This window comes from Candidatus Sodalis pierantonius str. SOPE, assembly GCF_000517405.1.
Classification (GTDB): domain Bacteria; phylum Pseudomonadota; class Gammaproteobacteria; order Enterobacterales; family Enterobacteriaceae; genus Sodalis_C; species Sodalis_C pierantonii.
Map to the genome: position 1 here is coordinate 4,175,872 of NZ_CP006568.1, position 21,305 is coordinate 4,197,176.

Sequence of the window (21,305 nt, forward strand, 5' to 3'; positions counted from 1 at the left end):
CAATGCGGATTTATCTCGATTTATGCCTGTTTATTCCAAACAAATGTGGGCTGTAGTTTAGATATTTAGATATATTGCAAATTAGATCAAAAAAATGATTGATATAAGTTTTTATTGCGGGGTAGATTGCGTTTATCTGATTAACGATGGCGCTTGTGCCGCGGCGTTGAGTTTTGCAAGAGAGAACCTAAACCATGCAAGCGTTGCTAAATCTGATTAAAAGGCATAAAGCCGGCGAGTCGGTCGGTGTGTTTTCCGTTTGCTCCGCGCATTCCTGGGTGCTCGACGCCGTCATGCGGCGACAGCGCAAACGACGGTGTTGATCGAGGCCACCTCAAATCAGGTGAACCAATTCGGCGGTTACACCGGGCTGCGACCGACGGATTTTCGCGATCGGGTTTGGCAGATGGCCGCCAACAACGGCTTGCCGCGCGAGAACGTCTGTCTGGGCGGCGATCATCTGGGTCCCAACGCCTGGCAGGATCGACCCGCGGAGGAAGCCATGATCCTGGCGGAACGACCCTGTACACGATTCTGTGTAAATGCCTTTTCTCAGAAGTGACCGTCCAGGCGGTCACCGAACTCGATAATAAAGCGGCTCATTGCCATGCGCCAGTCCCTCAAAGGCATTGTCCATTTCTGTGAGGCCGCCTGTATCGCCAGCCCCACCACCTTTTTCACTGCGTCGTCGGTCGGGAACACCTTGCGCTTTTTGATGGCATGCCGGATCACGCTGTTTAACGACTCGATGGCGTTGGTCGTGTAGATCACCTTGCGGATGTCCGTTGGGTAGGCAAAGAACGTGGCCAGATTGGCCCAGTTTGCCTGCCAGCTTCGACTTATTTGCGGGTAGCGGACGTCCCAGGCACTGGAGAACGCTTCCAGCGCCTGCAAGCCGGCTTCTTCCGTAGGGGCCTGATACGATAGCTTTCAGGTCGCGGGTGACGGCCTTGTAGTCCTTCCAGGAGACGAACCGCAGGCTGTTGCGCACCATATGCACGATACACAGCTGGAGCCGCGCCTCCGGATACACCGCGTTAATAGCGTCAGGGAAACCTTTCAGCCCGTCTATGCAGGCGATAAGGATATCGTTCAGGCCGCGGTTTTTCAGCTCTGTCAGCACGTTCAGCCAGAACTTTGCGCCTTCATTTTCGGCCAGCCACATACCTAGCAACTCTTTCTGGCCTTCGATGTTGATGCCCAGCGCCAGGAACACAGATTTGTTGATGATGCGGCTGTCCTGCCGGACTTTTAGAACGATACAGTCAAGATAAACAATGGGATAGACTGCATCCAGAGGCCGGTTTTGCCATTCAACAACCTGCTCCATGACCGCACCGGTGACCTTTGAGACCAGCGCCGGCGAGACATCGGCGTCATACAGCTCTTTGAATGCGGCCGCGATCTCGCGGGTGGTCATCCCTTTAGCGTACAACGATAAAATCTGGTTATCCATCCCGGTAATCCGGGTCTGGTTCTTCTTCACCAGTTGCGGTTCAAAGGAACCGTCACGATCGCGCGGAGTACGCAGCGCCAGCGGGCCATCGCCAGTGGTAACGGTTTTTGTGGAATAGCCGTTGCGGGCGTTGGTCCCCGGTTTAGGCTGATTTTTATCGTAGCCGAGGTGATGGGTCATTTCGGCATTGAGAGCTGCTTCGACGCTGATTTTTTTCAGCAGCCGATCGAAGTGACTGAGATCTTCAGGGGTTTTGAGATTTTTGGCCAGTTCGTTAGCCAGAGCCTGCAACTGTTTTTCGTCCATAAATTAACCTGTTTTTGATGTTGGATTGAACATATCAAAATCAGGCAAATACACAAATTTCTAAACAGGCTCGGCGGAACAGATGATTGCCGAGTATATGCAGGCCGGCTTTCGCAAAATCCATCTTGATTGCTCGATGTCCTGTGCTGACGATCCCAACCCGCTGGGGGATGACGAGGTCGCGCGCCGGGCGGCAAGGCTCTGTGCGATTGCCGAAGCGGCCTGGCAGACGGCGGGCGGGGAAGCGCCGGTCTATGTGATTGGTACTGAAGTCCCGGTGCCGGGCGGGGCGCTGGAGACGTTGCACTATGTGTCGCCCACGACGACGCAGGCGGCCACCACCACCCTGGAGGCGCATCGCGACGCTTGGCGCCAAGCCGGGCTGGATACCGTCTGGGCCAGGGTTATTGCGCTGGTGATACAACCGGGGGTGAAATTCGATCATCAAAGCGTGGTGCATTATCGTGCGGCGTCGGCTGCGCCGTTTGCTGGTTCCGGTCACATCCGATCACTGATTCCGGTTGCCCGATCAGCGATTCCGATTCTGTCCGATCGCTCATCTTCTGTTCCGCCATACTCTGGAGACTTTTAGCTTCCGGGGGCATGGCATGGCACGTAAAAAGAAGAAAGCGAGAACGGAAATGTGCATCTATATTAATGTGTTACGTATGAAATTCGAGCAGCGTCGCTCGAATCGCACTATCGCAGCAGCGCTCGGCATAGGCTGTACTACCGTGCACGATATCCTCGGCCGATTCACGGTAGCTAACCTGGTCTGGCCATTGCCGGCGGAACTGTCCCCCGTCGATCTCGACCGCCTGCTCTATCCCGGCAAATCCGGAAAAGTTATCAATACCTTACCCAGCTGGCTTGATATCGATACCGAGTTAAGCCGCAAGGGCATGACCAAGTAGCTGCTCTGGATGGAATATCAGTCCGCCGTGGGCGGTGATGCCCTCGGTTACTCACAGTTTTGTGCACTGTTCCGTGACTGGAAAAAGAAGCAGCGGCGTTCCATGCGCATGGAGCACAAGGCTGGCGAAAAGCTCTTCATCGACTTCTGTGGCCCCACCGTACCTATCGTCAACCCTGCGACCGGTAGCGTACGCCAGGTCGCTATCTTCGTCGCTGCCATGGGCGTGTCAGGCTATGCGTATATCGAAGCCTGCGAAGGCCAGGACATGGCATCGTGGCTCAACGCCAATAGCCGCTGCCTGCACTTCATGGGTGGGGTTCCGGAGCTGATGATACCTGATAATCTGCGCAGCGCTGTCAGCACCCCTGACCGCTATGAGCCGATCATAAACCAGAGCTACCAGGCGCTGGCAAATCACTATGAGACAGTGGTGCTACCGGCGCGCCCGAGAAAACCGAAAGACAAGACGAAGGCAGAATCAACTGTGCAGCTGGTAGAACGCTGGGTTTTGGCCCGGTTGCGTAAACGTAGGTTCTACTCGCTGGCCGAACTCAACCAGGTGATACGAGAACTCAATCATGAGTTGAATTTGCGCCCGATGCGTCATTACGGCGGACAAAGTCGCCTTGAACGCTTCGAGCAGCTGGACAAACCGGCTCTTGGGCCTCTACCGCCCACACAATGGGAATACAGTAAGTATCTCGTTGCCCGAGTGGGACCTGATTACCACATAGACTACGGCAAAAACTGGTACTCGGTGCCGCATCCGCTGGTTGGCGAGCGCGTTGACGTCATCGCCAACCAACGGCTGGTGCAAATCCACCATAAGGGCGTCTGCGTGGCTACGCACCCTCGCAGCGATAACGCCTATAGGCACACGACTCAGGCGGCGCACATGCCGGCTAACCACTAAGGGGCAGAGTCAGTGGACGCCGGAAAGGCTGTGCAGTTGGGCGCTGTCGGTGGGTGTGTGCACACTGAAAGTGGTCGAGTCCATCCAAAAGAGCAAAGCCCATCCGGAGCAGGCTTACCGCTCCGTGCTGGGGCTACTCAATCTGCAACGGCGCTATGAGACGATGCGACTGGAGAAGGCCTGCGCGCTGGCGTTGGAGAAAGGGTGCATTAACCGCTCTTTCATAGCCAACGTATTGAAACACGGTCGTGAAAGTGAGGTCACCCAGGACGGAGCCGGCGTATCAATGCTGGTTCACGAAAACCTCCGAGGTCCGGACAGTTATCACTAAGGAGAATAAATATGGATACACTGTTAATGGCTCTGCGAGAGCTGAAGTTGTCGGCAATGGTCCAGGCGTTGGAGACGCAACGCGAACTCCCGGGGAGTTATGGGGAGCTGGGGTTCGAGGAGCGGTTGTAGCTGATGGTAGAAGCGGAAAATTTACATAGAAAAGACAACCACATATGCCGTCTGCGACGGCAATCGCAAATGCGCTTGCAGGCAAAACCGGAAGATATCCGCTATATCCCTAGCCGAGGAGTGACACCGGAACAGATGCGAGATCTGCTAGGGGGACAATATCTGAAATATCAGAAAAGCATACTCATCACGGGGCCAACAGGTACGGGCAAAACCTGGCTCAGTTGTGCGCTTGGTGAGCAGGCATGCCGGCAGCAATATAGCGTGCGTTACTGGCGAGTGGGTCGGTTGCTGGCCCATCTTCACCAGTGTCAGGTAGACGGGACCTATCTAAAACAGCTTAAGCAGTTAGAAAAAATAGAGTTACTGATCTTGGACGACGTGGGCCTAGAATCAATAAGTCCGATGCAGGCAACGATGCTGTTGGAGGTGATGGAAGATCGCTACGACAAAAGCAGCAGCATTCTGATCAGTCAACTGCCGGTGAAAAAATGGTATGGACTGATAGAAAACCCCACGACAGCTGACGCGTTACTCGATCGGTTAGTACACCCCAGCTATAGACTGGAACTTAAAGGCGAATCACTACGCAAAGAGCAAGGAGTAGCCAGCACAGGAAAAATAGACTAAACCCGAGTCAGAAGATGAGCGAACACGTGAACGAATATCACTGGAATGGGTGATCGGAAAATATCGGAATAACTGATCGGATGTCGCCGGAACAGCTGATCGGATACGTCGGAATCTGCACCGTTAAGCCGGTACATTGAACATCAGCCCGGTTTGGTGTTTGAGGCGCACTCTACCGATTATCAAACTGCGGATGCGCTGCGGCAATTGGTGCGGGATCATTTCTCCATCCTCAAAGTTGGCCCCGTGCTGACCTTTGCCTTGCGCGAGGCGTTGTTCGCGCTGGCGCATATCGAGATGGCGTGGACCGACGAGCCAGCCCGCTCCGGGTTGATGGCGCGACTGGACGATGTCATGTGCCGACAGCCGGCAATGTGGCAACGTTATTATCATGGCAACGCGCGGCAGCGGCAGCTGTTGCGTCAATACAGTTTGAGCGATCGGGTGCGTTATTACTGGCCGCAGCACGAGATTGAACAGGCGGTTGACCGACTGATAGCCAACCTGCGTCATCGTCCGGCTCCGTTGGGTTTACTGAGCCAGTATCTGCCGGAGCAGGCGCGTTTGTGCCTGGCCGGCGCGCTGTCGTCCGACCCGCAAGAGTGGGTCTATCACTCTATCGATAGGGTTCTGTGTGATTACGCTCAAGCCTGCCGGTCGGAGCACTAAGGAGTAAACCGATGGATAATTTTCTCGATTATGATGACAACTGGTTAACGCAGCACAAGGCCAGATTTACGGCGATGGAGATTTGGCAGCAGCCGGATTTGTGGGAGGCTTTGGGTGATGAACTGGCCCTGGCGCGAGCCTGTTTAGAAATTTGTGTATTTGCCTGATTTTGATATGTTCAATCTAACATCAAAAACAGGTTAATTTATGGACGAAAAACAGTTGCAGGCTCTGGCTAACGAACTGGCCAAAAATCTCAAAACCTCTGAAGATCTCAGTCACTTCGATCGGCTGCTGAAAAAAATCAGCGTTGAAGCAGCTCTCAATGCCGAAATGACCCATCACCTCGGCTACGATAAAAATCAGCCTAAACCGGGGACCAACGCCCGCAACGGCTATTCCACAAAAACCGTTACCACTGGCGATGGCCCGCTGGCGCTGCGTACTCCGCGCGATCGTGACGGTTCCTTTGAACCGCAACTGGTGAAGAAGAACCAGACCCGGATTACCGGGATGGATAACCAGATTTTATCGTTGTACGCCAAAGGGATGACCACCCGCGAGATCGCCGCCGCGTTCAAAGAGCTGTATGACGCCGATGTCTCGCCGGCGCTGGTCTCAAAGGTCACCGATGCGGTCATGGAGCAGGTTGTTGAATGGCAAAACCGGCCTCTGGATGCAGTCTATCCCATTGTTTATCTTGACTGTATCGTTCTAAAAGTCCGGCAGGACAGCCGCATCATCAACAAATCTGTGTTCCTGGCGCTGGGCATCAACATCGAAGGCCAGAAAGAGTTGCTAGGTATGTGGCTGGCCGAAAATGAAGGCGCAAAGTTCTGGCTGAACGTGCTGACAGAGCTGAAAAACCGCGGCTTGAACGATATCCTTATCGCCTGCGTAGACGGGCTGAAAGGTTTCCCTGACGCTATTAACGCGGTGTATCCGGAGGCGCGGCTCCAGCTGTGTATCGTGCATATGGTGCGCAACAGCCTGCGGTTCGTCTCCTGGAAGGACTACAAGGCCGTCACCCGCGACCTGAAAGCTATCTATCAGGCCCCTACGGAAGAAGCCGGCTTGCAGGCGCTGGAAGCGTTCTCCAGTGCCTGGGACATCCGCTCCCCGCAAATAAGTCGAAGCTGGCAGGCAAACTGGGCCAATCTGGCCACGTTCTTTGCCTACCCAACGGACATCCGCAAGGTGATCTACACGACCAACGCCATCGAGTCGTTAAACAGCGTGATCCGGCCATGCCATCAAAAAGCGCAAGGTGTTCCCGACCGACGACGCAGTGAAAAAGGTGGTGTGGCTGGCGATACAGGCGGCCTCACAGAAATGGACAATGCCTTTGAGGGACTGGCGCATGGCAATGAGCCGCTTTATTATCGAGTTCGGTGACCGCCTGGACGGTCACTTCTGAGAAAAGGCATTTACACAGAATCGTGTACAGGGTCGGGATTCAATCCCCTGCTCTACCGACTGAGCTATCCGGGCAACGGGGCGCATTAAACCGTATTGACCGCATGGCGTCAACGCCTAATTTGCCCGCGCGGCGCGTTTGCTGCCTTTTCAGGCAGCCGAGAGCGCATCTGTGGCGCGCGAGTGCCTGCCGGGCCGGCGCGCCGGCGACGTGCCCGCTGGGCATTAAGTTATTTCATAATTTAACTGTTTATTATTAATTATAATGATATTAATCAAACAAACAATTATACCACCGTGATGTTTTTTGCTTGAACCCGATGGGAAAACATGCAATTATTGCGCAAATTTTTAATCACTTCTTATTACGCAGAAGATCACAGGAGACCACCGCTATGCATCCAGCACTGTCGCCGCGTCTGGTCACGGGGCAGCCTTGTCCGGTAATGCGGATATCCTGCCCGCATTTTCTCTTTCGCACGTATTCGTTCGCTATCACCATGCGGTGAGGGCACGCCGGCTCACTATTAGGCATTAGTAAAATCAGACGTTCGGCTCTGCTTTTACTGATGTCTATTGGCTGCTGCTGATTCCCAGGCTTTCTATTATGTTGCGCTTTCCCATGCGGGGAAAGAATGGCCGGCATCGGGTGCAGGAGGCGTTTGCTCTCCCATTGTGTGCTCTGGCACATCGACTCATCCTTACCTCAGGGCATCGGTGATATGACTTTATTGAAAATAGCCGCCAGCACGGTGCTGGCCCACCGTCTGCACACCGAGCGCGCGCTTGTGCTGCTGGATCAGACTGATTTTTCAGATGTCGCCGCGCTGGTGATTTCCGTAGAGGATGCCCGTTCGGGCATGCTGGCCGTGCTGCGCCATACCGGTTTTGCCATTCCGGCCTTCGTCGGCGTTGACGCCGCATGCCGGGAGGACGCCGTCGCGTTGCCGGCGGTCGCCGACGTGCTGTGGCTCGATGACACGGCGCCCCATGCTGCGGCCGCACAATTGGAAGCCGCGGCGGAGAGTTACCAACAGGCGCTGCTGCCGCCGTTTTTTGATACGCTGACGCGCTATGTCGCCATGGGCAACAGCACCTTTGCCTGTCCGGGGCATCAGGGCGGCCAGTTCTTTCGCAAGCACCCCGCCGGCCGGGCGTTTTTTGATTTCTTCGGCGAGAATGTATTCCGGGCGGATATGTGCAATGCCGACGTTAAACTCGGCGATCTGCTCATCCATGAGGGCTCGGCGAAAGAAGCGCAAAAATTTGCTGCCAAGGTGTTCAACGCCGATAAAACCTACTTTGTGCTTAACGGAACCTCTTCGGCTAATAAAGTCGTGACCAATGCCTTGCTGACCCGCGGCGATTTGGTGCTTTTCGACCGTAATAATCACAAGTCGGTGCATCATGGCGCGCTGCTACAGGCAGGGGCAACGCCGGTGTATCTGGAAACGGCGCGCAATCCCTTCGGTTTGATTGGCGGTATCGATGCCCGCTGTTTTGATGACGCCTACCTGCGCCAGCGGGTGGCAGAGGTCGCGCCGCAGCGGGCGGTCGACGAAAGGCCGTTCCGATTGGCGGTTATTCAACTAGGCACCTATGACGGCACTATTTATAACGCCCGGCAAGTGGTGGATAAAATCGGCCATCTGTGCGATTACATCCTGTTCGACTCTGCCTGGGTGGGGTATGAGCAGTTTATCCCCATGATGGAGCAATGTTCGCCGCTGCTGCTGGATTTGAATGAAAACGATCCGGGGATCTTCGTCACCCAATCAATACACAAACAGCAGGCGGGTTTTTCGCAAACCTCGCAAATTCACAAAAAAGACACCCACATTAAAGGGCAAAAGCGGTTTTGCAATCATAAGCGTTTCAATAATGCCTATGTGCTGCATGCCTCCACCAGTCCGTTTTATCCGTTATTCGCGGCCCTTGAGATCAACGCCAAAATCCACGAAGGGTCCAGCGGCCGCTGGATGTGGATGGACTGCGTCAAACTGGGTATTGAAACCCGCAAGCTTTTGCTGGCGGAGTGCCGCCTCATCAGGCCGTTTGTGCCGGACCGTGTGGATGGCCGGCCTTGGCAGGATCATGCCACCGAGGACATGGCCCATGAGAAGCGTTTTTTCAATTTCGTGCCCGGCGAGCGCTGGCATGGCTTCGACGGTTATACCCGCGATCAGTACTTTGTCGACCCTTGTAAACTGCTGCTAACCACGCCGGGAATCGATGCCGTCAGCGGCCGCTATACTGCGTTCGGTATTCCGGCCACGATTTTGGCGACCTATTTGCGTGAGAACGGCATTGTGCCGGAGAAATGCGATCTCAATTCCATCCTGTTCCTGCTCACCCCCGCCGAGGATGCGGTGAAGATGCGCCGGCTGGTGGACGCGCTGGTGCAGTTTGAGCGCTACATCGAGGAAGACGCGCCGCTGGAAACGGTCTTGCCCAGTATTTGCGAGAAATATTTCGAGCGCTATCAAGGCTACACCCTGCGCCGGTTGTGTCAGGAAATGCATGACTTGTATGTCAGTTTTGACGCCAAGCAATTGCAGCGTGAGATGTTCCGCCAGTGTTATTTGCCGCGTATGGCGATGAATCCGCAGGAGGCCAATATGGCCTTTGTGCGCGGCGAGATAGAACTGCTTCCCCTGTCCCAGGCGGAGGGGCGTATCGCCGCCGAAGGCGCGTTGCCTTATCCGCCAGGGGTGCTGTGCGTGGTGCCTGGCGAGGTGTGGGGCGGGCCGGCGTGGCGTTATTTCTTGGCGCTGGAGGAGGGACTGAACCAATTGCCGGGCTTCCAGCCGGAGTTGCAGGGGGTCTATATCCAGCAAGACGCATGCGGCACCCGGCGGCTGTATGGCCATGTAGTCTGCCGCTGAGGGCGCTGGTTTCTCTACCGTAATTGGCTGAGGCAACGGTGCGCGCGATTGCCGCAACGCTCGCGGCCCTGGCCACGGATCTCTCCTACGCGTTGATCCTTATGGCGTTGAGATGGCGACATCAGCGCGCCGCGCGCCGATGCCGTCCACCGCCGTCAGCGCCGGTAGTTTTTCTGCAGATTATTCACTTTATACAGGTAGCGGCGCGATTCCGCCGACGGATGCTGCGTGGACAACGTTTGATAAACCTCGTCCGGCTGCATGCCGTTGATTATCTGGAACGCCCGGTTCTGGTCGCGTGAGAAAACCCGCAGCACACTGCCGGCGCCGCTGTTATAGGCGGTGATCACCGCATAGCGCCGCGCCGTTGGATTGACAATACCGCCCAAATAGCTGTTTTGTAGCATCGCCAAATAGGCGGTGCCGGTATCGATATTGTTTTCCGGATCGAACAGATAGCTGCGGCTCGGCTGGCCCCATTTATCCTTCATTTTGAACACGTCGCGTCCCGCGCTGTGCTGCACCACCTGCATGAGGCCCAAGGCGTCGGCGTGGCTCACCGCATAAGGGTTGAAGCTCGATTCCGTCTGCATAATCGCCAGGATCAGCGACTGATCGACGCCATATTGCTGCGAGGCTTTGCGCACCATGCCCAGGTATTTATGGGCGCGTTTGTCCACATGGTTCGGCACCAGTTGAATAGTGATGGACCATATTTGCCGTAGGCCGGTGGTGCGGGTTTGCAAACGGGTCTGCAGCAGATAATCGGCGAAATGAGCGGCGCGCCACTTCCAGCGAATCGGTTCGCCGTTATTATCCAGCACCTGCCCATAGAGGAAAGGCTCTTTGCTGATGGGAATATCGTCCGCATCCGAATAAAGATCGATATTGCCGGGATCGTTACCCATCAACAGGGTGCTGATAATCGCCTGACGCAGATGCGCGCTCGGATTATCGCCCGCGATGGTTTCGACGGTAATGGTACCGGCATCAAAGTTGATATGGCTGCGGGTTTCGTACTGATCGGTGTATTTGACGTAGTCTTTCGGCCCGGCAATCAGAACTTCATTCAGCCCCCAGAGATTTTCAATGTTATGGGCAAACTGGCCCATCAAAATATCGAAACCGTTGGTGTCTTTTATATAGGCTTCATTTTCGGCATTGTTTTTACTGCTGGAGCAGGAGATCAATAACGGGGCAATGATCACTAAAGGTAATATTTTCTTCATGTTACGGGCCGTGTCAGGACTGGAGATTTCCGGGGCGCAGGCACCCCGAAAAGGCGTTATTCGCTCGGTGGGGTATACCCCTGGATATGCACATCCTGACCTTCAAACAGGAAATTGATCATCTCCTGCTCCAACACTTTACGATCGGCGACGTTCATCATGCTGAGTTTCTTTTCGTTAATCAGCATCGTTTGCTTGGTCTGCCACTGCGACCAGGCTTCTTTAGAAATCGAGTCATAAATGCGCTTACCCAGTTCACCCGGATAAATTTGATAATCCTGCCCTTCGGCTTCACGCTTGAGAAAAGTACAGTAAATCGTTCTGCTCATCATTGTTCTTCTTTGTTAGCAGCCGCGGGCAATAAGGTAGCCTGTCGAGGCTGGCTCAATTGCAATAGCAAGCGCTCGACCGGCGCCGCCAGTCCGACCGCCGGCGGCTGGGCTAAGTTATACCAGAGTCCGCTGCCTTCATCCATGCAGCGTTGAATCGTGCCAACCTTTTGCCACATCGGTACGATATCCAAATGGAAATGGCTGAAGGTATGACGGAACGCCGTCAGTTGTTCACATTGGCCGTTAGGCAAACCGCGCTGGGTCAGCCAGAGCGACAATGCCTGCGAGTCGGCAAACTGCGGAAAACAAAACAGCCCGCCCCACAGGCCCACCGCCGGGCGCTGCTCAAGCCACACGCGGTTGCCGTCCTGTAGCAGCAGAAACCAGGCGGTTTTTTTCGGCAAAGTCTGCTTCGGTTTTTTGCCGGGATAGCTGGCCCAGCTATGGGAGGCGTAGGCCTGGCAACCCCGGTGCAGCGGGCAGAGTTCGCATTTCGGCCGCGAGCGGGTGCACACCATCGCGCCCAAATCCATCATGGCCTGATTGAATTGCGCCACGTCCCGCGCCGGCGTGACCTGTTCGCTGTGCCGCCACAGCCGCTGCTCCACCTCTTTTTTCCCGGGCCAGCCGGCAACGGCGTAGTAGCGGGCGAGTACCCGTTTCACGTTGCCGTCAAGAATAGGATAGTGCCTGTCGAGCGCCAGCGACAATATGGCACCCGCCGTGGAGCGGCTAATGCCGGGCAGGGCACAGATGGTGTCAAAGTCTTCAGGAAATTCGCCGCCGTGGCGCTCGCTAATGAGCTGGGCCGCTTTATGCAAATTGCGCGCGCGGGCGTAATAGCCGAGGCCGGTCCATAAATGCAACACCTCATCCAACGGCGCCGCAGCGAGTTGGCCGACGGTAGGGAATTTGGCCATGAAGCGTTGAAAATAGGGGATGACGGTCATCACCTGCGTTTGTTGCAGCATGACTTCCGATAACCAGACTTTGTACGGCGTTTTTTCCAACTGCCAGGGCAGCGTTTTGCGGCCGAACCGCTGGTACCAGTCCAGCACGAGTTGCGCGAACGGTGGCACTTGCGTCATTGGGAAACCATTACCTGTGGGCGAAGATCCGCGTCGTTATCCTAATGCGCGATTGCAGCATAGTGCGCACAGGCTGTAAACAGGAACTTTCCTCTGTTGCGCGCTTGCTAAACAGCGCTATCTTTGCATAATGCGCGTTTGCCAACCCTTTTCACATTGCGGAATTTTATGAGCAACAATGTCATCTCCCCCGAATTCGACGAACAGGGACGCGCGCTGCGGCGGATCCACAGTTTCGTCCGGCGCCAGGGCCGGCTGACCAAGGGGCAGCAGCATGCGCTGGATACGCTATGGCCGGCGATGGGAACCGACTATCAGGCGCAGCCGCTCGATCTTGATGCGTTGTTCGGCCGCGCGGCGCCGGTGACGCTGGAGATCGGTTTTGGCATGGGGGCGTCCTTGGTGACCATGGCGGCGGCGCATCCCGAGCAGAATTTCATCGGTATTGAGGTCCACATGCCGGGCGTCGGCGCCTGCCTTGCCAGCGCGCAGGAAGCCGGCGTCAGTAATTTGCGCGTGATGTGTCATGATGCCGTGGAAGTGCTGGAGCAGATGATCCCGGAGGCGTCTTTGGCGCTGGTGCAGCTGTTTTTCCCTGATCCCTGGCATAAAGCGCGACACAATAAACGCCGTATTATACAGGCGCCGTTTGTCGAGCTGGTCGAGCGCAAACTCGCCGCCGGCGGGGTTTTCCATATGGCGACCGACTGGCAACCTTATGCCGAACTTATGCTGGCGGTCATGTCGGCTGCCGACGCTTTCCGTAACCTTTCCTCCGCCGGAGACTATGTGCCGCGGCCGGCGAGCCGCCCGTTGACCAAGTTTGAACAGCGCGGTCAGCGGTTGGGTCACGGCGTTTGGGATTTAATGTTTGAAAAAGGGGTCTGAGCAACAGGCAGGAGCGATTCTGGTTTTCTTCACGCAGGTCAATATCAGGAGAAGGTATGTTGCGCAAAGCAATGCTCGGATTATTACTGATGACCGCCTGGCAGGCGCAGGCGGATTATCAATGCTGCTGGTTCCGGTCACATCCGATCACTGATTCCGATTTCACCCGATCACTAATTCTGATTTCATCCGATCACTGATTCCGGTCGCCCGATCAGCGATTCCGATTCTGTCCGATCGCTCATCTTCTGTTCCGCCATACTCTGGAGACTTTTAGCTTCCGGGGGCATGGCATGGCACGTAAAAAGAAGAAAGCGAGAACTGAAATGTGCATATATATTAATGTGTTACGTATGAAATTCAAGCAGCGTCGCTCGAATCGCACTATCGCAGCAGCGCTCGGCATAGGCTGTACTACCGTGCACGATATCCTCGGCCGATTCACGGTAGCTAACCTGGTCTGGCCATTGCCGGCGGAACTGTCCCCCGTCGACCTCGACCACCTGCTCTATCCCGGCAAATCCGGAAAAGTTATCAATACCTTACCCAGCTGGCTTGATATCGATACCGAGTTAAGCCGCAAGGGCATGACCAAGCAGCTGCTCTGGATGGAATATCAGTCCGCCGTGGGCGGTGATGCCCTCGGTTACTCACAGTTTTGTGCACTGTTCCGTGACTGGAAAAAGAAGCAGCGGCGTTCCATGCGCATGGAGCACAAGGCTGGCGAAAAGCTCTTCATCGACTTCTGTGGCCCCACCGTACCTATCGTCAACCCTGCGACCGGTAGCGTACGCCAGGTCGCTATCTTCGTCGCTGCCATGGGCGTGTCAGGCTATGCGTATATCGAAGCCTGCGAAGGCCAGGACATGGCATAGTGGCTCAACGCCAATAGCCGCTGCCTGCACTTCATGGGTGGGGTTCCGGAGCTGATGATACCTGATAATCTGCGCAGCGCTGTCAGCACCCCTGACCGCTATGAGCCGGTCATAAACCAGAGCTACCAGGCGCTGGCAAATCACTATGAGACAGTGGTGCTACCGGCGCGCCCGAGAAAACCAAAAGACAAGGCGAAGGCAGAATCAACTGTGCAGCTGGTAGAACGCTGGGTTTTGGCCCGGTTGCGTAAACGTAGGTTCTACTCGCTGGCCGAACTCAACCAGGTGATACGAGAACTCAATCATGAGTTGAATTTGCGCCCGATGCGTCATTACGGCGGACAAAGTCGCCTTGAACGCTTCGAGCAGCTGGACAAACCGGCTCTTGGGCCTCTACCGCCCACACAATGGGAATACAGTGAGTATCTCGTTGCCCGAGTGGGACCTGATTACCACATAGACTACGGCAAAAACTGGTACTCGGTGCCGCATCCGCTGGTTGGCGAGCGCGTTGACGTCATCGCCACCCAACGGTTGGTGCAAATCCACCATAAGGGCGTCTGCGTGGCTACGCACCCTCGCAGCGATAACGCCTATAGGCACACGACTCAGGCGGCGCACATGCCGGCTAACCATAAGGGGCAGAGTCAGTGGACGCCGGAAAGGCTGTGCAGTTGGGCGCTGTCGGTGGGTGTGTGCACACTGAAAGTGGTCGAGTCCATCCAAAAGAGCAAAGCCCATCCGGAGCAGGCTTACCGCTCCGTGCTGGGGCTACTCAATCTGCAACGGCGCTATGAGACGACGCGACTGGAGAAAGCCTGCGCGCTGGCGTTGGAGAAAGGGTGCATTAACCGCTCTTTCATAGCCAACGTATTGAAACACGGTCGTGAAAGTGAGGTCACCCAGGACGGAGCCGGCGTATCAATGCTGGTCACGAAAACCTCCGAGGTCCGGACAGTTATCACTAAGGAGAATAAATATGGATACACTGTTAATGGCTCTGCGAGAGCTGAAGTTGTCGGCAATGGTCCAGGCGTTGGAGACGCAACGCGAACTCCCGGGGAGTTATGGGGAGCTGGGGTTCGAGGAGCGGTTGTCGCTGATGGTAGAAGCGGAAAATTTACATAGAAAAAACAACCACATATGCCGTCTGCGACGGCAATCGCAAATGCGCTTGCAGGCAAAACCGGAAGATATCCGCTATATCCCTAGCCGAGGAGTGACACCGGAACAGATGCGAGATCTGCTAGGGGGACAATATCTGAAATATCAGAAAAGCATACTCATCACGGGGCCAACAGGTACGGGCAAAACCTGGCTCAGTTGTGCGCTTGGTGAGCAGGCATGTCGGCAGCAATATAGCGTGCGTTACTGGCGAGTGGGTCGGTTGCTGGCCCATCTTCACCAGTGTCAGGTAGACGGGACCTATCTAAAACAGCTTAAGCAGTTAGAAAAAATAGAGTTACTGATCTTGGACGACGTGGGCCTAGAATCAATAAGTCCGATGCAGGCAACGATGCTGTTGGAGGTGATGGAAGATCGCTACGACAAAAGCAGCAGCATCCTGATCAGTCAACTGCCGGTGAAAAAATGGTATGGACTGATAGAAAACCCCACGACAGCTGACACGTTACTCGATCGGTTAGTACACCCCAGCTATAGACTGGAACTTAAAGGCGAATCACTACGCAAAGAGCAAGGAGTAGCCAGCACAGGAAAAATAGACTAAACCCGAGTCAGAATATGAGCGAACACGTGAACGAATATCACTGGAATGGGTGATCAGAAAATATCGGAATAACTGATCGGATGTCGCCGGAACAGCTGATCGGATACGTCGGAATCTGCAAATGCCCGGTCAAACCCCAGGACGATATCATTATTGCCCCACAGACGGTACAGGTGATAGGCCAAAACGGCACGTTGACCATCACCCCGGCGAGGGAGGTGCAGCGTAACGGTACGCCGGTGCCTCTTGACGCCGGGCAGCGCCAGCAGGCCCAGGCTTATCAAAGCGCTCTGCGGCGGGATTTACCCTGGATTGACGAGGGCGCCAGGCGCTGGATAAGATTATCGTGCAGCAGCTCGGCCGCGATAGTAACGTGCGCAATCGGCTCACCACGTTGGATGGCCTGCTGAAACAGCAGATGAACCGCATTATCGAACACCGCAGCGACGGGCTCACTTTCCATCATCAGGCCATTAGTCAGGTCGAGCAGGACGGCCGGCAAATCGTGGAACAGAGCATGGGCGGCGTGGTGCAGGACAGCCTTAATGAGCTGGACGTGCGCCAGGCGGTTAACGGCAGTAATCCATTGCAGTCGGTGATGGGCGGCCTGCAGCAGGCGCTACAGACCGAATGGAATAATCAAGAGCAGGATTTCCAACAGTTCGGACGGCAAGTGTACCAGCGGGTAACCGACCTTGAGCAGCAGCGCTAGACGCTGGTGAAGGCGCTGCCCTGATTTGAGCCGATTCAGCGGTAAAGGTGAACCTTGCCGCAGCGCGGCCAACGCCCCAGGCGCTGCTGCGACGCGAGGGCGACGTCCAGGGACAGCACAAACGGTTTGCCCGAGCGCGCGTCGTACGGCGCCGGGCGCGATAGTGACTGTTAACGCCTTCACCAGCGTCGCGATCTTACATAAACAGCTCGAGCAGGGAGTTGAGAAACAGCTTTCCTTTGTCCGTGACCTGCCAATGACTATCGCTTTCGCTGATATACCCGACGGCCAGCGCCTGATCCAGCGCGGGGCGCACCGTGGTTTCCGCCAGCCCGGTAAAGGCGATGAATTCCGCGCGCGGCGCCGCTTCCAACAGTCGGAAACGGTTCATGAAATATTCAAACGGCAAATCAGCCGGCGCGACCGGATAGCGTTTTGCCAGATAATTGCCCTGCATATAACCGCGCGGATGGCGGGTTTTCACCGTGCGCAAAACCGTGCCGTCCGGCTGGGTCAGCTTGCCGTGGGCGCCGCAGCCGATGAACAGGGTATTGCCGGCGCGGCCCGACGTCAGCGGTAGGTCATGACTCAAATCCGCCAGCAGGTGATCGACATAGTCTTGGTGCGGTACTTCACCCTTCAGCGCATGGGAATTGAAATCGCAATAAGGGCATTTTTGCACGCACCAGGGAATATGCAGATACAGGCTGAGCGGCGGTAAATTAGGCATGGCGCATGGCGTCCAGCAGGCAGGCCAGCGCCTGACCGCGGTGGGAGAGCGCCTGCTTTTCTTCCGCGTTAAGGTCGGCGGCGGTGCGGCCTTGCTCAGTCAGCAGGAAAACGGGATCGTAGCCGAAACCGCCGGCGCCGGACGGTTGGCGCGCAATCTCGCCGGACCAACTGCCGTGACACACCAGCGGTGTTGGATCGTCGGCATGGCGCAGATAAACCAGGACGCAGTGAAATTGGGCGCCACGCTGACTGTCCGGCACCGAGGCCAGCGCCGCCAGCAACTTATCCACATTCTGCCGGTCGCTGGCGTCTTCGCCGGCATAACGAGCCGAATAGATGCCCGGCGCGCCGGCGAGCGCATCCACCGCTAAGCCTGAATCGTCGGCGATGGTCGGCAGACCGGTGACCCGAGCCGCGTGCCGGGCCTTGATCAGCGCGTTCTCAATAAACGTCAGGCCGGTTTCCTCCACCGACGCCACGCCCAGCGCGCTCTGCGCCACTATCTCCATACCGAAATCCGCCAGCGCGCCGGCAAGCTCGCGCACTTTACCGGCGTTGCCGGTGGCCAATACTACTTTTTGCATAGGTTTATCCGCAATTATCGCGCGCCGCGCCGCGAGCCGCGGGCAATGATTAAGGGGGCTCAGGCAGCGTCCAATAGACGTGCGATGGGCTCGGAAATTTGCCGGGGCTGGTCGATTCGGATCTGTTTATGGCGCCCCAGTTCCCCTTTTTCCAGGATGACGCGGCTTTTCGCCACGCCAAATTCTTTCGCCAGAAAACGAATCAAATGGCTGTTCGCCTGGCCGTCCACCGGCGGCGCCGTGATGGCGACCTTGATTTCATCGCCGTGGACGCCGGCAATATGGTCGCGGCAGGCCCTGGAGCTGGATATAGAGCCGCAGCACCAGCGTATCGCCCTCGTGCCAAACGCCGATCATAGGCGTTACCAAATTCCCGGGAACAGACTCATACCAAGATAATTCAAGGCATAAAGGATGAGGATCACCACCATTGCCGAAAAATCGATGCCGCCCATAGCCGGCAGAATGCGGCGAATCGGATACATTAGCGGTTCAGTTAATTGATAAAGCACCACATCCATCGGGCTGCGGCCTTGGCTGACCCAACTGAGCAAGGAACGAATAATCACCACCCAGAACACCAGTTCATCGGCTGCTTTCAGTAGCGCCAGCAGGCCGACCAGCAAAAAAATGGGATCGAGGATCAGAACGTGCACCTCGATGAGCATCAGCAGCGGGAATTTGATCATCGCCAAAATTAACGCCAGCAACAGCGAGGCGCTGTCCAGCGGCCCGAGGGCGGGAATAACTCGGCGCAGCGGCCCGATCACCGGCTGGGTGATTTTGACAATCAGTTGCGAAAACGGATTATAGAAATCGCAGCGCGTCCACTGCATCCAAATGCGCAGCAGCAGCACCATAATATAAAGATCGATTAGCGTTTTGAACAAAGCCGTCGGCATAAGAGGTAAATGTCCTTAATCAGGTTAACAAGCGCCGCGTCGGCGACAATCATCAGAATAATTTTTCCATCTCTTCAGCGCGCGCGACCGCCGCCTGCATCGCGCTGGCGACGGTGCGGGGCAGCTCCTGTTGCGCAAAGACCTGAAGCGCCGCGGCGGTGGTGCCCCCTTTCGAGGTCACGTTTTGCCGCAGGGTGGCGAAAGGGGTATCGCCCGCGTCCGCGGCCAGCGCGGCGGCGCCGGCCGCGGCCTGCAGCACCAGGGTACGGGCAGTGGTTTCATCGAAACCCAGCGCCTGCGCCTGCTGCTGCATGGCTTCCATAAACAGGAAAAAATAGGCCGGCGCGCTGCCGGCGGCGGCGATAACGCCGTTAATATCGCTTTCCTGCTCCAGCCAGCACAGTTTTCCCACCGCGCCCATTAATTGGGCGCTGAATGCCCTGTCCTCCTCGCGAGTCTGCGGGCGCGCGTACAGGCCGCTCATCCCTTTGCCCACTAGACAGGGCGTATTGGGCATCACCCGCACAATGGCGATATCTTCGCCCAGCAGCGCATAAAACCGGCTCACGGTAACACCTGCGGCAATGGAAAGCACCAGTTTGCCGGAAAAATCTACCTCTGTGCGCAGCGATTCGCAGACCTGGGCGATAAGCTGCGGCTTCACCGCCAGTACCACCACATCCGCCTCGCGCGCGCCGCGCAGATTATCGCCGCTGCTTTGTACGCCGTAACGCTCGGCCAACGCGTTGCGGTGCGTGGCGGAGGGAGCGCAAACCGTGATCAAATGCGCGGGATAGCCGTTATCCACCAGACCGGCGATGATGGCCTGCGCCATATTACCGGCGCCGATAAAGGTGATTTTACGCTGTTGCATGCAGTTCCTCGTTAAGCTGTTTAGGGGGATGCGTAACCCTAGTCTCTGGCGCCGAAAATCGCGGTGCCGATACGCACCAGCGTACTGCCGGCGGCGATAGCCGCAGGCATATCATCCGTCATGCCCAGCGACAGCGTGTCGACGCCGGGGTGGACGCGTTGTAAGGCTTCATACAAGTCATACATGCGCTTAAACACCGCCAATTGCCACTGGAAGTCGCTTTCCGGCGCCGGGATCGCCATCAAACCGCGCAACCGCAGACGTGGACACTCCGCGATGAGCGCCGCAAGGGACAACATGTCCTCGGGCGCGATACCGGCTTTCGTCGGTTCGTCACTGATGTTGATTTGGATTAGCACATTGAGCGGCGCGCGTTGCGCCGGCCGATGATCGTTTAGCCGCCTGGCCAGCTGCGGGCGATCCAGGGTATGGCACCAATCGAAATTTTCCGCTACCAGACGACTTTTATTGGACTGTAGCGGACCGATAAAGTGCCAAATCAGCCCCGTGCCCTCAGACCGTTCCCGGAACCAGCCTATTTTTTCCACGCCCTCTTGCACATAATTTTCCCCAAAGGCCCGCTGACCGGCTGCGATGGCGGCTTCGATCGCCGTCACAGGTTTGGTTTTACTGACGGCGAGCAAGATTATCTGCCGGGGATCGCGGCCGCAATCCTGCGCAGCCGTGCGGATTTGCTGATAAACGCGCTGTAGATTCTGCTCGATAGTGCTCATGGTTTCAGGAGGTCATATGGAATTGGATAAACTGGTGGGCCATAGTGTAAAGCATAATACCTCCGATCTGCACCTTTGTCCCGGTCAGCCGCCGATAATTCGCGTGGATGGCCTGCTGCGGCCGCTGGAGGCGCCGGCCTTGGCAGAGAGCGACATCGCCGGCTGCGCCCGGCGCTATCTTGACGCGCGCCAGCAAGACCTGCTGGCGCGCGGCGGTCAGGGGGACGCGGCCCTGACGCTAACCGGCGGCCAGCGGGTGCGCGCCCACTTCTTTTTGCAGCAGGGCGGCCTGGCACTAAGCCTGCGTCTTATTCCCACCCGGCCGCCGCGTATGGCGGAGCTGGGGCTGCCGGCGGCGGAGCTGCTGGCGCAGCCGCGGGGGCTGGTGCTGGTGACCGGGCCGGCGGGCAGCGGGAAATCGAGTTCGCTGGCGGCGATGGTCAATGAGCTCAACGACAGCCGGGCGCTGCACATCATTACCCTTGAGGATCCCATCGAGCATCTGCATGCCTCAAGGCATTGTCTTATCCACCAGCGGGAAATAGGGCGCCACTGCAACGGGTTCCACGCGGGGCTGCGCGCCTCCCTGCGCGAGGATCCCGACGTTATCCTGCTCGGCGAGCTACGCGATTGCGCCACTATTGCCCTGGCGCTTACCGCCGCGGAAACCGGCCATCTTCTGCTGTGTACGCTGCACGCCCGCAGCGCCAGCCAGGCGGTCGACAGGCTGGTGGACGCCTTTCCCGCCGCGCAGCAGAGTTTCGCCCGCGCGCTGCTCGCCGGCAGCCTGCTGGGGGTGATGGCGCAGCAATTGGTCAGGCGCCCCGCGGGCGGGCGGATGGGGCTCTTTGAACTGCTGACCATGACGCCCGCGGTGCGTCACCTCATCCGCGAAAGGAAAACCCATCTGCTGCCGGGGCTACAGATGGGCTGTCGGCGTTCGGGAAGCCGGCATTCGCCCGCTGCGTCCTGA

The 21,305-nt window shown here is 56.7% G+C and carries 13 protein-coding genes and 10 pseudogenes; 13 read left to right on the plus strand and 10 right to left on the minus strand.

The window, feature by feature from the left end:
- Positions 1-194: 194 nt before the first annotated feature.
- Positions 195-517, plus strand: a pseudogene (locus SOPEG_RS20705) (class II D-tagatose-bisphosphate aldolase non-catalytic subunit); the annotation flags it as partial.
- Between the two features lie 35 nt (positions 518-552).
- Here the strand turns inward: SOPEG_RS20705 and SOPEG_RS20710 are convergent.
- Positions 553-1,762 (minus strand): annotated as a pseudogene (locus SOPEG_RS20710) (IS256-like element ISSoEn2 family transposase).
- A 73-nt stretch (positions 1,763-1,835) separates the two neighbouring features.
- On the opposite strand from SOPEG_RS20710, the pseudogene SOPEG_RS20715 reads away from it, so the two are divergent.
- The 7 genes and pseudogenes from SOPEG_RS20715 to SOPEG_RS20740 form a co-directional block, all read left to right on the plus strand.
- A pseudogene (locus SOPEG_RS20715) lies at positions 1,836-2,240 on the plus strand (class II D-tagatose-bisphosphate aldolase non-catalytic subunit); the annotation flags it as partial.
- A 130-nt stretch (positions 2,241-2,370) separates the two neighbouring features.
- Positions 2,371-3,922, plus strand: a pseudogene (istA, locus tag SOPEG_RS25595) (IS21 family transposase).
- A gap of 11 nt (positions 3,923-3,933) precedes the next feature.
- Positions 3,934-4,683 (plus strand): annotated as a pseudogene (istB, locus tag SOPEG_RS20725) (IS21-like element ISSoEn3 family helper ATPase IstB).
- 114 nt (positions 4,684-4,797) lie between these two features.
- Positions 4,798-5,352, plus strand: a pseudogene (locus tag SOPEG_RS20730) (class II D-tagatose-bisphosphate aldolase non-catalytic subunit); the annotation flags it as partial.
- A gap of 11 nt (positions 5,353-5,363) precedes the next feature.
- On the plus strand, positions 5,364-5,519 hold the full coding sequence (locus SOPEG_RS28455) for a hypothetical protein (protein ID WP_158382505.1): 156 nt from the start codon (positions 5,364-5,366) through the stop codon (positions 5,517-5,519).
- Positions 5,520-5,559: 40 nt separating this feature from the next.
- A pseudogene (locus SOPEG_RS20735) lies at positions 5,560-6,769 on the plus strand (IS256-like element ISSoEn2 family transposase).
- A gap of 721 nt (positions 6,770-7,490) precedes the next feature.
- Positions 7,491-9,653, plus strand: coding sequence for an ornithine decarboxylase (locus SOPEG_RS20740; RefSeq protein ID WP_025246771.1), 2,163 nt, complete (start codon positions 7,491-7,493; stop codon positions 9,651-9,653).
- 155 nt (positions 9,654-9,808) lie between these two features.
- Here SOPEG_RS20740 and mltC read toward each other — a convergent pair whose 3' ends face one another.
- The 3 genes from mltC to mutY are packed head-to-tail and all read right to left on the minus strand — an operon-like array spanning position 9,809 to position 12,302.
- Positions 9,809-10,882 (minus strand): membrane-bound lytic murein transglycosylase MltC, encoded by a 1,074-nt coding sequence (gene mltC, locus SOPEG_RS20745; RefSeq protein ID WP_025246772.1) that lies wholly within the window; start codon positions 10,880-10,882, stop codon positions 9,809-9,811.
- A 56-nt stretch (positions 10,883-10,938) separates the two neighbouring features.
- Positions 10,939-11,211 carry an oxidative damage protection protein gene (locus SOPEG_RS20750; protein WP_025246773.1) on the minus strand — a complete coding sequence of 91 codons (273 nt, stop codon included), beginning with the start codon at positions 11,209-11,211 and terminating at the stop codon, positions 10,939-10,941.
- The gene (gene mutY / locus SOPEG_RS20755) at positions 11,211-12,302 is read right to left on the minus strand and encodes an A/G-specific adenine glycosylase (protein WP_025246774.1); all 1,092 of its coding nucleotides are present in this window, start codon (positions 12,300-12,302) and stop codon (positions 11,211-11,213) included. The genes SOPEG_RS20750 and mutY overlap by 1 nt, the downstream gene beginning before the upstream one ends.
- Before the next feature lie 168 nt (positions 12,303-12,470).
- On the opposite strand from mutY, the gene trmB reads away from it, so the two are divergent.
- The 4 genes and pseudogenes from trmB to SOPEG_RS20775 all read left to right on the plus strand — a co-directional run.
- Complete coding sequence (gene trmB, locus SOPEG_RS20760; protein ID WP_025246775.1) at positions 12,471-13,190, plus strand: tRNA (guanosine(46)-N7)-methyltransferase TrmB; 720 nt, start codon at positions 12,471-12,473, stop codon at positions 13,188-13,190.
- Positions 13,191-13,483: 293 nt separating this feature from the next.
- Positions 13,484-15,033, plus strand: a pseudogene (istA, locus tag SOPEG_RS25600) (IS21-like element ISSoEn3 family transposase).
- Positions 15,034-15,044: 11 nt separating this feature from the next.
- Positions 15,045-15,794: an IS21-like element ISSoEn3 family helper ATPase IstB gene (gene istB, locus SOPEG_RS20770; protein ID WP_051419958.1), complete on the plus strand. Its 750-nt coding sequence runs from the start codon at positions 15,045-15,047 to the stop codon at positions 15,792-15,794.
- Between the two features lie 119 nt (positions 15,795-15,913).
- Positions 15,914-16,506: pseudogene (locus SOPEG_RS20775) on the plus strand (DUF2884 family protein); the annotation flags it as partial.
- Positions 16,507-16,702: 196 nt separating this feature from the next.
- On the opposite strand, the gene SOPEG_RS20780 reads toward SOPEG_RS20775, so the two are convergent.
- From SOPEG_RS20780 to SOPEG_RS20805, 6 genes and pseudogenes are all read right to left on the minus strand, one after another.
- The gene (locus tag SOPEG_RS20780) at positions 16,703-17,236 is read right to left on the minus strand and encodes a hypothetical protein (RefSeq protein ID WP_025246777.1); all 534 of its coding nucleotides are present in this window, start codon (positions 17,234-17,236) and stop codon (positions 16,703-16,705) included.
- Positions 17,229-17,822: an RdgB/HAM1 family non-canonical purine NTP pyrophosphatase gene (gene rdgB / locus SOPEG_RS20785; RefSeq protein ID WP_025246778.1), complete on the minus strand. Its 594-nt coding sequence runs from the start codon at positions 17,820-17,822 to the stop codon at positions 17,229-17,231. Before rdgB ends, SOPEG_RS20780 begins: the two co-directional genes overlap by 8 nt.
- A gap of 59 nt (positions 17,823-17,881) precedes the next feature.
- Positions 17,882-18,179: pseudogene (gene yggU / locus SOPEG_RS20790) on the minus strand (DUF167 family protein YggU).
- A gap of 5 nt (positions 18,180-18,184) precedes the next feature.
- Positions 18,185-18,724, minus strand: a complete 540-nt coding sequence (locus SOPEG_RS20795; RefSeq protein ID WP_038469172.1) for a YggT family protein — start codon at positions 18,722-18,724, stop codon at positions 18,185-18,187.
- A gap of 52 nt (positions 18,725-18,776) precedes the next feature.
- Positions 18,777-19,598 carry a pyrroline-5-carboxylate reductase gene (proC, locus tag SOPEG_RS20800; protein WP_025246779.1) on the minus strand — a complete coding sequence of 274 codons (822 nt, stop codon included), beginning with the start codon at positions 19,596-19,598 and terminating at the stop codon, positions 18,777-18,779.
- Positions 19,599-19,636: 38 nt separating this feature from the next.
- Positions 19,637-20,332: a YggS family pyridoxal phosphate-dependent enzyme gene (locus tag SOPEG_RS20805; RefSeq protein ID WP_038469175.1), complete on the minus strand. Its 696-nt coding sequence runs from the start codon at positions 20,330-20,332 to the stop codon at positions 19,637-19,639.
- Positions 20,333-20,348: 16 nt separating this feature from the next.
- On the opposite strand from SOPEG_RS20805, the gene SOPEG_RS20810 reads away from it, so the two are divergent.
- The gene (locus SOPEG_RS20810) at positions 20,349-21,305 is read left to right on the plus strand and encodes a type IV pilus twitching motility protein PilT (protein WP_025246780.1); all 957 of its coding nucleotides are present in this window, start codon (positions 20,349-20,351) and stop codon (positions 21,303-21,305) included.